General features: G+C 37.2%; 14 protein-coding genes and 1 pseudogene. 13 read left to right on the forward strand and 2 right to left on the reverse strand.

The window, feature by feature from the left end:
• The 11 genes and pseudogenes from HUN22_RS11060 to pyrF all read left to right on the forward strand — a co-directional run.
• Positions 1-300: pseudogene (locus HUN22_RS11060) on the forward strand (type II secretion system protein GspK); the annotation flags it as partial.
• 228 nt (positions 301-528) lie between these two features.
• Positions 529-1,125: a 6-pyruvoyl trahydropterin synthase family protein gene (locus HUN22_RS11065; RefSeq protein WP_174729142.1), complete on the forward strand. Its 597-nt coding sequence runs from the start codon at positions 529-531 to the stop codon at positions 1,123-1,125.
• 53 nt (positions 1,126-1,178) lie between these two features.
• Positions 1,179-1,892 carry a uracil-DNA glycosylase gene (gene ung, locus HUN22_RS11070; protein WP_174729145.1) on the forward strand — a complete coding sequence of 238 codons (714 nt, stop codon included), beginning with the start codon at positions 1,179-1,181 and terminating at the stop codon, positions 1,890-1,892.
• Positions 1,889-3,013 (forward strand): enoyl-CoA hydratase/isomerase family protein, encoded by a 1,125-nt coding sequence (locus HUN22_RS11075; protein WP_174729148.1) that lies wholly within the window; start codon positions 1,889-1,891, stop codon positions 3,011-3,013. Before ung ends, HUN22_RS11075 begins: the two co-directional genes overlap by 4 nt.
• 6 nt (positions 3,014-3,019) lie before the next feature.
• Positions 3,020-3,523, forward strand: a complete 504-nt coding sequence (gene tadA, locus HUN22_RS11080; protein ID WP_174729151.1) for a tRNA adenosine(34) deaminase TadA — start codon at positions 3,020-3,022, stop codon at positions 3,521-3,523.
• A 70-nt stretch (positions 3,524-3,593) separates the two neighbouring features.
• The gene (locus HUN22_RS11085; RefSeq protein ID WP_174729154.1) at positions 3,594-4,034 is read left to right on the forward strand and encodes an SRPBCC family protein; all 441 of its coding nucleotides are present in this window, start codon (positions 3,594-3,596) and stop codon (positions 4,032-4,034) included.
• Between the two features lie 10 nt (positions 4,035-4,044).
• Positions 4,045-4,725, forward strand: coding sequence for a (d)CMP kinase (gene cmk, locus HUN22_RS11090; protein ID WP_174729157.1), 681 nt, complete (start codon positions 4,045-4,047; stop codon positions 4,723-4,725).
• Between the two features lie 111 nt (positions 4,726-4,836).
• A complete protein-coding gene (gene rpsA / locus HUN22_RS11095; RefSeq protein ID WP_002121348.1) occupies positions 4,837-6,510 on the forward strand; it encodes a 30S ribosomal protein S1 in 1,674 nt (557 codons plus the stop codon).
• 156 nt (positions 6,511-6,666) lie between these two features.
• On the forward strand, positions 6,667-6,969 hold the full coding sequence (locus HUN22_RS11100) for an integration host factor subunit beta (RefSeq protein WP_002121337.1): 303 nt from the start codon (positions 6,667-6,669) through the stop codon (positions 6,967-6,969).
• A 25-nt stretch (positions 6,970-6,994) separates the two neighbouring features.
• The gene (locus HUN22_RS11105; protein ID WP_033849878.1) at positions 6,995-7,360 is read left to right on the forward strand and encodes a lipopolysaccharide assembly protein LapA domain-containing protein; all 366 of its coding nucleotides are present in this window, start codon (positions 6,995-6,997) and stop codon (positions 7,358-7,360) included.
• A gap of 191 nt (positions 7,361-7,551) precedes the next feature.
• Positions 7,552-8,250, forward strand: coding sequence for an orotidine-5'-phosphate decarboxylase (gene pyrF, locus HUN22_RS11110; protein WP_174729169.1), 699 nt, complete (start codon positions 7,552-7,554; stop codon positions 8,248-8,250).
• On the opposite strand, the gene HUN22_RS11115 is transcribed toward pyrF, so the two are convergent.
• Entirely contained in the window at positions 8,247-9,158 is a 912-nt protein-coding gene (locus tag HUN22_RS11115) for a lysine exporter LysO family protein (protein ID WP_174729160.1), read from the reverse strand. The two genes, pyrF and HUN22_RS11115, sit on opposite strands and share 4 nt — an antisense overlap.
• Before the next feature lie 46 nt (positions 9,159-9,204).
• Positions 9,205-10,752: a flavin-containing monooxygenase gene (locus HUN22_RS11120; RefSeq protein WP_174729163.1), complete on the reverse strand. Its 1,548-nt coding sequence runs from the start codon at positions 10,750-10,752 to the stop codon at positions 9,205-9,207.
• A gap of 121 nt (positions 10,753-10,873) precedes the next feature.
• Here HUN22_RS11120 and HUN22_RS11125 point away from each other — a divergent pair, with 121 nt between their 5' ends.
• Complete coding sequence (locus tag HUN22_RS11125) at positions 10,874-11,896, forward strand: AraC family transcriptional regulator (protein WP_217488144.1); 1,023 nt, start codon at positions 10,874-10,876, stop codon at positions 11,894-11,896.
• Between the two features lie 77 nt (positions 11,897-11,973).
• A complete protein-coding gene (gene zapE / locus HUN22_RS11130) occupies positions 11,974-13,116 on the forward strand; it encodes a cell division protein ZapE (protein WP_174729166.1) in 1,143 nt (380 codons plus the stop codon).
• Positions 13,117-13,157 lie beyond the last annotated feature (41 nt).

The following is a 13,157-nucleotide window of genomic DNA, read 5'->3' on the forward strand; positions in this document are numbered from 1 at the left end:
GTATTAGCGAGTATTGATCAAAAATTAGATTTAGGAGCTATAGAAAAAGAACTTCAATTACGCCAACAAAATTTAAAATTCTTTCAAAATATTGATGAATTATGGCAATTGGCTGCTTTTTCGGCAGTTGATGCGCAGAATAAAACTGAAGTTAATAGCCTTTTAGATGTGAAGTCGAACTTTTTTCAGGCACAAATCGAGGTTGTGTTGAATAATAGAAAAAGACAGTTTACAAGTGCCTTAATGCGCAGTGATAAGCAGGTTTATGTATATTCTAGAAATATAGCACCGTTTAACTAGTTGAAAATTTATGATTTATTTGCTTTGGATGTTTTTTAAAGTTTGTAATTATAAATTTTTCTCAAGTTAAGCGTTAAAGTAAGTACAAACTTTTTATATGTTTATATTCAATGTTTCTTCACAAGTCTTATCATACTTTTTGCTAATTGTTTCTAATTGAAAAGTGGTGCGAAATTTTCGTCTTTTGCTTTATAATAATGTTCTTAGAAGGAATGATCGATTTGGCACATGTTAATTCGTAAGTTATTTAAGTTTGAAAATGCACATGTTGTACGTAATTGTACATCGGATCGTTGTAAGCGATCAATTCATGGACATAGCTATAAAGTTGAGTTATTGCTTAAAGCTTCGAAATTAGATCATGGGCAAATGGTTTATGATTTTGGACTCCTAAAGGGAGTAATAAAAGATCTTTTCGACAGTTTTGATCATGCAATCTGCTTTTGGGAAAAAGATGATTCCCAATATATTGATGCTTGTCAGACTTTTAGTGCTCGTTGGATTTCTTTGCCCGTTTCACCGTCAGCTGAACAGTTTTCACGTATCTTCTTTTATCTAGCTCAGCAAGTTTTGCAATCAACAATCACTCAAAATGGGGAAGGTGATGTTGAGGTTTATTCGGTCATTGTTCATGAGACTGATACTGGATATGCTCAAAGCTTTATTGAAGATATTCAAAACGAACAAATGGGCATTTTAAGTCTTGATGGAATTGTTTTTTCAGAACAAATTCAGATAGAGTGGGCAAATCCACAAATGTATGAAGACTTGAAAAAAGGGGTTAAATTTAATAATCCTCAAGTTGATTTACAAGTCGAAGTATAAATCGAATTACTTACAGTATTTGTACAATTGAAAATTGATCTAGGATGACATTAATGCAATTAACTGAGCAACAGCAAGATAAACTCAGTAAAGTTCAATTAGAAGAAAGTTGGAAAAGATCTTTAGTACCTTTTCTATTAAGTCCTCAAATGGATAGCTTGCGCGATTTTTTATTTCAGCAGAAACAAGCTCAAAAAATAATATATCCGCCAAGCAAGCAAATTTTTAATGCTTTAAATACCACACCATTGGCTGATGTGAAAGTTGTGATTTTAGGACAAGATCCGTATCACGGGCCAAACCAGGCCAATGGTTTAAGTTTCTCTGTTCAAAAAGGTATTGCATTACCCCCATCTTTGCGCAATATTTTTCATGAGTTACATACAGATTTGGGTATTCCTACTCCTCGCCATGGTGATTTAACAAAATGGGCGAAACAAGGCGTGCTTTTACTTAACAGTGTGCTTACAGTTGAAGCTGGTCAGCCTACTTCACATCAAAAGCAGGGCTGGGAAGCCTTTACTGATGAAGTCATTGATGTTCTAAATGAACAAAGACAGCATATAGTATTTATTTTGTGGGGTGCTTATGCACAGCGCAAAGGACAACGTATAAATAGAGATAAACACCTGGTTTTAACAGCCGCACATCCATCACCTCTTGCTGCAAATAGAGGAGGATTTTTTGGATGCAAAGTGTTTTCAAAAACAAATCAATATTTGAAACAACATGGCATTGAGCCCATAGACTGGCAATTGGACGCATGATGAACTCTCCCAATGTAAATAACTATCACCCGGACTTGGTGGTTGAAGAAGCAAAAAACGGCTGGCGTATAGTACGTTTGAATCGTCCTAAATCGTTACATGCTTTAGACGAATCAATTGTAACGGCATTATTGCGTGTATTTGAAGATTTCCGTAACGATGAACAGGTTAAAGCAATTTGGCTAGACTCAACGACACCAAAAGCTTTTTGTGCTGGTGGTGACGTTAGGAAATTACGTCAACTTGTTATCAATCAAGAAGTAGATACCGCAAATAAGTTCTTCCAACAGGAATATGCTTTAGATCTACTCTTACATAATTATGCTAAACCAGTTGTTGTTTGGGGTGAAGGCTATGTTATGGGTGGTGGTTTGGGCTTGTTTATGGCTGCACCATTCCGTTTAGTCACACCATATTCTCGTTTAGCAATGCCTGAAATTAATATTGGTTTATATCCAGACGTTGGGGCAAGCCGTTTTCTGGCAGATCGTGGTCCGATAGGTTTGTTTACTGGTTTAACTGGTTCAATTATGACTGCTGCCGGAGCCTATAGTATTGGTTGGGCAACACATATTTGTGAAGCGCAACGTGATAATGTTCTGCAAAAAGTTTTAAATATTAATTGGGCTCATTATCCAGCAGGGGATTTTCGAGCAATTGATGATACTTTAAATAGTTTGCACCGTCCTGTTGCAGCAGGCCCATTGCAAAACTCACTTGATGTGATTCGTAGTGTTTGCCGTGGTTTCAATTTTGAGCAGGATTATCAAGCTATTGTTAGCTTACGTGATGCGAGTAGTGATTGGTTGCGCCAAGCGAGTGAAAACTTGCAAAAAGGATCTCCTAGTACTGCCGCAATTACTTGGTTACTGTGGCAATGGGGCAAGCAAGTACATTCATGGGATGAAGTCTTTGATCTAGAAGCTCAGATTTCTGAGTGGAAAATACGTCATCCTGACTTTGTAGAAGGTGTTCGTGCACGCTTGGTGGATAAAGATTTATCACCAGAATGGAAACAATGTGACGACCTAAGCTTAAGAGGTATCTTGACTGATTGTCCACCAGTGACTTCAATAGATAGTTGGAATGCCTTACTTAGACAACACGGTGTGATCACCTAAAAATAAATGACTGAATATAGTGATGAATATTGGATGCAGCTTGCTTACGAGCAAGCTGAATTAGCTGCTCAGCAGGGAGAGATCCCAGTTGGGGCAGTTTTAGTGAGTCAAAATAAAGTAATTGGATCAGGCTATAATGCTCCTATTACTTTATTAGATCCAACTGCACATGCAGAAATTCAAGCTATTCGCGCAGCGTGTTCTTCATTAGAAAATTATCGATTACCTGAAGATGCAACTTTATATGTTACTCTTGAGCCGTGCACGATGTGTGTAGGTGCGTTGGTACATGCAAGAATCAAACATGTAGTTTTTGGTACACCAGAACCTAAAGCAGGCTCATTGGTAAGTGCACGGCAGCTATTGCAGCAAGGTTATTATAATCATAGGTTTACATTTAAAAATGGCTGCCTACAAGAAAAATGTGCTCAACAACTTAGTCATTTTTTTAAACAAAGACGCGAGCAAAAGAGACAAGAGAAACAACAAAAAACGTCCTTAAATGATTAAAAATTAACATGCGCTTATGGCAAACTAACGCGGTTTTAATGCCATGATTCTATTTAATAAGGACGATTCAATGCGTAATGTAATTACCGTAAAAAAAGAATTTAATGCTCCTCTTAGTGATGTATTTGATTTGCTCTCTAAGCATTCAACTTATAATACTGCTTTCGCACCTTTACAAGTTGTACGTGTTAAAGACTCTGCAGACGCTAAAAGACCGGATGGTTTAGGCTCAGTTCGACGTATGGGATTTGGTCCAATTAAGCCACTTAAAGAAGAAATTACGGTGCTTGAAGAAAATAAAAGTATTGAATATAAATTAATAGATAATCCTTTGATTAAACACCATTTAGGTAGAATCGAGTTTTCTGAAATTACTCCATATATTACTTTAGTTACATACCGTATCGAGTTGACGGCAAAAGCGCCAGTGGTAAGTAAATTAATCCTTGCACAGCTAAAACTAGCCATTACACTAGGCTTTTCGAGATTAGCTAAAGCAATTGCTTCTTAGTGAGAGTTAAATGACAGTTCAAATTATTACTATTGATGGTCCGAGTGGTTCGGGTAAAGGAACGTTGGCAGCAAAACTTGCAGCACATTATCAATATCATTTACTCGATTCGGGTGCCTTATATCGTTTGTTGGGGTTGTCATTACACAAACACGATTTATTAGATAAATTAGATAGCCAGCTCGATGAATGCATTCAATATGCACGTCAACTGGATATTAAATTTGAGACTTCTACATCAGGGATTTTGGTTTTCTTGGATGGTGAAGACGTATCCCAAACAATTCGTACAGAGCGAGTTGGTGAATATGCATCAAAAGTTGCAGTGATTCCTGAACTTAGACAGGCGTTATTTGAGAGACAAAGAGCTTTCGCTCAAAATCCTGGTTTAGTTGCAGATGGCCGTGATATGGCAACATCTATCTTTCCTGAAGCAAATGCTAAAATTTATCTGACAGCTTCGGCTGAGTCGCGTGCTGAGCGAAGAGTAAAACAGTTGCAGGGTATGGGGCTAGATGCTAAAATAAACGACATTTTAGCTAATATACAGGCACGTGACAAAAGAGATATGGAGCGAGAAGTTGCTCCGCTCAAGCCAGCCAAAGATGCTTATATCATTGATAGTTCAGAATTAACTATCGATCAGGTATTTAAGTTAATGGTTGATTATGTCGATAGCCGTACTATTTAGTAAATAGAATTATCAGTTGAAGCATAGCTTGATCAGTCTATAAAGACTATGTTGATACTTAACTAAACCGGCCTTGTCTGATCCAAGACCGCTGAATTTATCAGGTATATCATGACCGAATCTTTTGCAGCCCTCTTTGAAGAAAGTGAATTAAACCTCAACGTTGAAAAGGGTGCAGTCATCCAAGGTGTTGTTGTAAACATCGATAGCGACTGGGTAACTGTTGACACTGGCCTAAAGTCTGAAGGCATTGTTGACCGTGCTGAATTTTTAAATGAACAACGTGAACTTGAAGTTCAGGTTGGTGATACTGTTGACGTAGTTGTTGAAGCTCTTGACAACGGTATGGGTCAAACAGTTTTATCACGTGAAAAAGCTAAGCGTGCTGAAACTTGGACTAAACTTGAAAAAATCTTTGAAGATGGCGAAATCGTTACTGGTGTTATCTCTGGTAAAGTTAAAGGCGGTTTCACTGTTGACATCGGTCCTGTTCGTGCATTCTTACCAGGTTCATTAGTTGACACTCGTCCTATCCGTGACACTACTCACCTTGAAGGTAAAGAGTTAGAGTTTAAAGTAATCAAACTTGATGCTAAACGTAATAACGTTGTTGTATCTCGTCGTGCTGTAATGGAAGCTGAATCTTCTGCTGACCGTGAAGCATTACTTGCTCAACTTGAAGAAGGTCAAACAGTTACAGGTACTATCAAAAACCTTACTGATTACGGTGCATTCGTTGATCTTGGCGGTATTGATGGTCTTCTACATATCACAGATATGGCTTGGAAGCGTATCAAGCACCCTTCAGAAGTTGTTGAAGTTGGTCAAGAAGTTACTGTTAAAGTACTTAAATTTGACCGTGAACGTAACCGCGTATCTTTAGGCCTTAAACAATTAGGCGAAGATCCATGGTTAGCGATCATGAGCCGTTACCCTAAAGGTTCTATCGTTAAAGCTCGCGTAACTAACTTAACTGACTACGGCTGTTTCGCTGAAATCGCTGAAGGCGTTGAAGGTTTAGTTCACGTTTCTGAAATGGACCACACTAACAAAAACATCCACCCATCTAAAGTTGTTCAGATTGGTGATGAAGTTGACGTTATGGTTCTTGAAGTTGATGAAGAACGTCGTCGTATCAGCCTTGGTATCAAACAAACTCGTGCTAACCCATGGGAAGAGTTTGCTAAAGCTCATGAGAAAGGCGAAAAAGTATCTGGTACTATCAAGTCTATCACTGACTTTGGTATCTTCATTGGCTTGAACGGCGGTATCGACGGTTTAGTACACTTGTCTGATATCTCTTGGAACGAGCAAGGTGAAGAAGCTATTCGTCGTTACAAGAAAGGTGACACTGTTGAAGCTGTTATCTTGTCTGTAGACGCTGAAGGTAACCGTATCAGCCTTGGTATCAAGCAATTGAACAGCGATCCGTTCAATGACTTCTTAGCTGCTAACGAACGTGGTGCTTTAGTTAAAGGTACTGTAACTGCAGTTGATGCTCGTGGCGCAACTGTTAAGTTAGCTGACGAAGTTGAAGCAACTCTTAAAGCTTCTGAAATCAATCGTGACCGCGTAGAAGATGCGACTAAATTCTTAGAAGTTGGTCAAGAAGTTGAAGCGAAGATCATCAACGTTGATCGTAAATCTCGCTCTATCAACTTGTCTATCAAAGCGAAAGACGAAGCTGAAGAGAAAGAAGCAGTTGCTAGCTTGCGTACAGCAACAACAAGTCAAGACAATGGTCCTAAGACTATTGGTGACTTGATCAAAGCACAAATGAAGTAATAAGTTAACAAAGTACAGTTTCATGTAACGGAATTGTACTTTTTATACAAATTACTGTAAACGGTAGCGTAGTATTCAACATACTGCGCTACCGTTTTGTATTTAAACAGGTTATTATCGAACGACATAGAGTAGCAATAAATAACGAGGTCGTAGATGACTACTGAAGCTCTTAATAAGTCTGATTTGATTGAACGCATTGCGCTAAAAAACCCACACTTAGCTGAACCTTTGGTGGAAGAAGCGGTTAAAATTATGATTGATCAAATGATAGAAGCCCTGTCAACTGATAATCGAATTGAAATCCGTGGTTTTGGTAGCTTTGCTTTACACCACCGTGATCCAAGAGTTGGTCGTAATCCTAAAACAGGAAAATCAGTTGAAGTTGCAGCTAAAGCTGTTCCACATTTCAAGCCCGGAAAAGCCCTTCGTGATGCAGTAAACGAATCTGGGAAATAAATAAAATTTATAAGTCGGGGTGCCTATGCGTTATATTTTAATTGCATTACTTATTGTTGTATTTGGTTATTCTTTAGCACTTGTTTTGCAAAATCCAACAGAACTTTCTGTTGATTTGTTATTTACCCAAGTTCCTGCTATGCGTTTAGGCTTATTGTTGCTACTCACATTGGTATTAGGAACTGTAGTTGGTCTTTTATTAGGCGTGCAGGTTTTCCGTGTATTCCAAAAAAGCTGGGAAATTAAACGATTGCGTAAAGATATTGACCATTTGAGAAAAGAACAAATCCAAAGTGCTCAATTAGCAGCAGCTGAAGCAGCTGCGAATGTAAGACATGAAAAAACCGTTGTAGATATTTATCCGCAAGATAAAAACTCTACTCCGTTATAATCATAATCCCCGTACTACTCTTTATTGATAAGTAAAGAGTAGTATCTCCCTTAATTAATTTTATCTATTCTTCTTTTATTATTCTAAATATAAACTCTTTTGGTCTTATCGTTTTTAAATTTCGAAAGCGATCCTCTACATTTCTTTATTCCTTGATGTGTTGTCTATTATAATAATGCTGATTTTATATGATGGAAGAAAGTCTCTTGAGTATCATTGTTGCGTTAGATGCAAAAAGCCAATATGACGCTTTAAAAATTGTTGAACAGCTTGATCCTGCTTTATGTCGTTTAAAAGTGGGTAAGGAGCTTTTTACTCATGAAGGCCCATCTGTTGTAAAAAAACTGCAAGAACAAAATTTTGAAGTTTTTCTTGATCTTAAATTTCATGATATTCCAAATACTACTGCTCAAGCTGTTTGTGCAGCAGCTGATCTAGGAGTATGGATGGTAAATGTTCATGCTTCCGGTGGTTGTAAAATGATGGAAACCTGCGTGGAGCGTTTAAAAGCAGGTAACTATCAAACCCAGTTGATTGCTGTGACAGTGCTCACATCAATGGGGCGTGAAGATCTAAAAGATATTGGTCTAGATGTTGAACCTGTGGAACATGTAAAGCGCTTAGCTAAATTAACCAAAGAAAGTGGTTTGGATGGTGTAGTTTGTTCTGCTCAAGAAGCTAAGATTCTTCGTGAATTGATCGGGCAAGACTTCTCTTTGGTAACACCTGGTATTCGTCCGGAGGGTTCTAATGCAGACGACCAAAAACGTATTGTGACTCCAAAGCAAGCTATGCTTGATGGTTCTACACATCTGGTTATTGGTCGACCGATTACCAAAGCAGAAAACCCAACAGAAATGTTGAAATCTATTTTGGCTTCAATTGCCTAAAAATTTAGGAATAAGCTAATTAATAACGGGGCGAGTAGGCTTAATAATAAGCCACTCATCATGGCATGTGGTACATAATGTGTACCGCATGACTGTTTTACCATTGCTAAGGTAACATCCATTGACGTTGCGCCAGCGCTTGAGATAGCAGGGCGTGGAAAACGCCAACCCATGGTATACATTAGAAAAATAGCAACAATTTCTCTAAATAAGTCAGTTAATAAGGCGATTCCACCCAACTCTGCCGAATGTAATTGCGTAAATAAGATCCCTGACATTGAATACCAGCCATAACCTTGTGCTAAAGCTAAAGTTTCATTAAGTGTAAAATGCTTCTGAAGTAAATAGTAATTCAAAAAGCCCGCTATGCATGACCCTACAAAAGCAGCTAAGGGTACAATTAAAATTTTCCAGCTTAACCATGTACGGTTAAAGTGGGTAAAGGCAAGTTCGATACCAATTAAGAAAATAAAAAGTAATAATAAATACCAACTATTAAATGCCATATGTGAGTTGAATTGGGTAGCAATAGTTCCTAATAAAACACCTATTCCTAATGCAAAAAAAGCTTTTGCAATATTTTTTAAAGCATTTACAAAAAGTTGAAGCGAGATTTTCCCTTTGACACTTTGTTTATCAAAAATTGTATAAGCCAATAAACAGGTAAAGAAAGAACCGAAAGATGTTGTAAGAGCAATAATAATCGCTGGTGGGAGTATGGCAGAAGGATTCTCAATTTGATCAAGGGCCAATGTTAATTCTAAAGCTACACTCGCTAAGAGAATATAAGAAAAATAGGGAAGTATTTTAAATATGAAGTGTCGGATATTTAGAGATAGTTTTGGAGCTAAAAAATAACCGAAAGCAAGTGCTAAAAATATTTGAATGATGAGATAAAAAGATTGCATATAATAGGTAGATTGTTATCAACCTACCTATTATGTCTTGAACATTTTAAGCTGCATAGCTCTGTGAACTTTTATTTAAAAGTAAGTAGTCTTTGGGCTTGACTTTACGTGTTTCTAACCAATACTTCCATGTATAAGTTGGCCATAGCGAAAAGTTTTTACCATCGGCAGATTGATACCAGCTACTACAGCCACCAGCTTGCCATACAGTTCCTCGAAGCTGCTTTTGAACACGTTCATTAAAGGCGTCTTGAACTTCCGGTTTGATCTCAATTGCTTTTTGACCAGATTTTTCTACGAGTTGAATAAGCTGTAAAATGTAGTTTACTTGAGATTCAATCATAAAAATAATCGAATTATGACCTAGAACTGTATTGGGACCCACTAATTGGAATAGGTTAGGAAAATTCTTGGTCATTATTCCATAATAACTTTCTGCACCATCTTTCCAAGCTTGTTTTAGCTCGATTTGATTGCGTCCAATACAGGTGAAATGTTTTAAATAAATACGTGGATCAGTAATAAAACCTGTACCATAAATTAAACAATCAATAGGTCGTTCTTTACCATCTTTAGTGATAATACTGTTTTCTTTAATCTCTTGAATACTATCAGTAACTAATTCAACATTTTTACGGTTAAAGGTAGGAAAGTATTTATTTGAGATAAGAATACGTTTACATCCCATAACGAAGTCAGGTGTGAGTTTTTTTGCTAGCTCTTTATCTTTGACTTGAAAACGTATGAATGCTTCTGCCAATTTTTGTCCATACTTCATGATTTGAGGTTGAACAATTGGCACAACGCGAGATTCATTACTCCAATAAAGACGACTACGATGAATCTGGCGATAAATATTAGAAGATTTGAATAATGCTTTACTTAAGATTGAATATTTGCGCTCATCTCGTGGTATGACCCACGCAGCCGTTCTTTGAAATACATAAAGTTGTTTAACATCTTTAGCTATTTCAGGAATATATTGGATTGCACTGCCGCCCGTACCAATAGATGCGACTGACTTGCCGTTCAAGTTATAGTCGTATTCCCATTGTGAGGAATGAAATACTTTCCCTTTGAATTTTTCGATCCCTTTGATAGGGGGAATTTGAGGAATGTGTAAAGGACCTGAGGCAAAAACTACAAATTGAGCTTCTATAGAAGGCTGATTTTTAAAATCTAAGGTCCATACATGACGTGTTTCATCATATTGGACATGAGTTACCTCATGGTTAAACTTGCAGTAATCTTTAATCTTATATTTCTTTGTAATATCTTGAATATATTCAAAAATCTCTGGTCCCTCTGCATAGCGTTTGGTCCAATCGGTCTTTGGTGCAAAAGATAGAGAATACATATGAGATTGAACATCACATGCTGCACCCGGATAACGATTTTCTCTCCAAGTTCCACCGACATCGTTTGATTTTTCTAAAATAACAAAGTCGTGCTGTTGATTTTGCAGTAAACGGATTGCCATTGCTAGGCCACCAAATCCAGCCCCAATAATAGCGATTTTAGTTTTTTGAATAGCATCTTGCTTTGCGTTTAGCATTGGAAACCCTGCATAAGCTAAAAAGAGGATTGCACGCAAGACTAACGTTTTTTAATCACTTTAAACATGATTGTATCGACGCGAAAATTGATAGATTCGGCAATTAATTTTCTTGCTTCTTTATAGTAAAACATTTCAGTCTAGAGAAATTGTTAGAAGAATGAAACGGTCGATACTTGGTTTAATCTATTTAATTCAAGGAATGCGCAATGCTGGCATTGATGTCGACTCACGTTTGGCTGATATAGGTATTAAAATCGATGCCTTAGACCCGAGTTCTACAATTCACGATCGCCTTGAATGGGACATTCAACAAATTATTAGTAAAAATGTTGAGCCTGAAAAGGGACTATTTATTGGACAGCATTACGCTTTAGCGGGATATGGTCCCTTGCTTATGTTGCTTGTTACAAGTAATGATATTCAAACTGCTTTAAATAAAGGTATAAAATATCAAAAACTTACTCACTTATTTGGTCGCTTAGATTTATACGAAACTGATGAGCGCACCATTCTAAATTATTTGCCTGTTGATTTAAAAACGGAAATTGGCCAATTACGGGCACAATGTGAAATTTCAGGAACCTATAAATTTATTCAAGATATTTATACGATGATGGGATTACAAATGCCTACGATGCGTATAGAACTTCCTTTTGAAAAACCTACTGATTTAGATACTTTGTCACGCTATTTTGCATATTATGGCGAAGATGTGCATTTTAATGGTGAATATGCGGCATTTAGCCTAAGTAAGGATGTACTTGAAATCAAGATTCCTTCTGCCGATATCATTACACATCGTATTTATGAGTCAAAATGTAATGCAGAAATAACAAGATTAAATCAACAAGATCATCAAACTCCACATATCATACAATGTGTGCAAGATTATCTTGAATTGCAACAAGGAATTATCCCCAGCATGGCGGAAACGGCTTTTGCATTGAAAATGCCTGAAAGGACATTAAGGCATCAATTGCAGCAGCTAAATACGAGTTATAAGCAAATTCGTGAACAAGTTATCAAGAATAAGGCATTGAAGCTTATGGAATATAGGGAATACTCAATAGAAGTTGTTGCCGAATTACTCGGCTATTCTGAACCAGCGGCATTTAATCATGCATTTAAACGATGGTTTGGGCAGAGTCCTCGACAATATGCAAAAGAGTCATCGTCGTAACTCTTGATGCTAAAAGCTAATGTGGTTGAACAAAATGTTCGCTATACTCTCATCAGTTAAAATTGAAATAAAACGATATGTTAAATTTAAAATCTTCTCATAGTACTGCATTCACACCTTCTTCCCCAGCAGAACGCTATGCTGAGGCTTTAGCTTCAGGTCAATTTATGGCAGATGAAGCGCAAGCACAGGCAGTGCAAGAATTAGATCGCGTATGGAAGGAACTTTTAAACCGTTATAAAGCCTCTAAAAAAGCTTTCCGTCGTTTTCGCCGCCAAACTTCACCTAAAGGTGTATATATGTGGGGTGGAGTAGGCCGTGGAAAAACTTGGCTTATGGATCAATTTTACGAGTCTGTGCCATTTCGCCGTAAAACGCGTATGCATTTTCATCATTTCATGCAACATGTTCATAAAGAGCTAAATAAGCTTTCAGGCCAACGTAATCCACTTGAAATCGTAGCTGACCAAATCTATAAAGATGCTGTCGTTATTTGTTTTGATGAATTCTTTGTCTCAAACGTAACAGATGCAATGATTTTGAGCGATTTATTCCAAAAATTGTTTGTTCGTGGTGTGACATTAATTGCAACATCAAACATTGCACCAGATGGCTTATATAAAAACGGTATTCACCGTGATCGCTTCTTACCAACAATCGAAATGGTTAAAAAGAACTGTGCCATTTTAAATGTAGACGCGGGTGTGGACTATCGTTTACGTGTGCTAAAACAGGCTCAATTATTTAAATCACCATTAACGAATGAAGCACAAAGCTGGATGGCTGAACGTTTTAGTGCATTAACTCATACACAAGCTCATTCTCAAGAGCCGATTGTGATTAATAATCGTGTTGTCGAGACACTAGGACATACAGAAGACGTGTTGTGGTGTGAATTCTCTGAACTCTGCTTTAAACCACGTAGCCCAGCCGATTTTATTGAAATTGCAAATATTTATAATACGGTTCTAGTCAGTAATGTTCCTCATTTGACAGATTTCTTGTCAGAAGGTACACGTCGTTTTATTTATCTAGTCGATGAATTCTACGATCGAGGAGTGAAATTACTTTTAACTTCTCAAGATAGTATTATTGATATTTATCAGGGTGAAAAATTAGCATTTGAAATTGAGCGTACTCGTTCTCGTTTACTCGAAATGCAATCTGATGAATATTTACATTCTGAACATCGTCATATTGATGCGACTAAAACTTCTTAAAAAAGTAGATATAAAAAGCGCTCTAGATTGGGCGCTTTTTT

Source organism: Acinetobacter lactucae (assembly GCF_013344765.1).
In the GTDB taxonomy this organism is placed as follows: domain Bacteria; phylum Pseudomonadota; class Gammaproteobacteria; order Pseudomonadales; family Moraxellaceae; genus Acinetobacter; species Acinetobacter lactucae_A.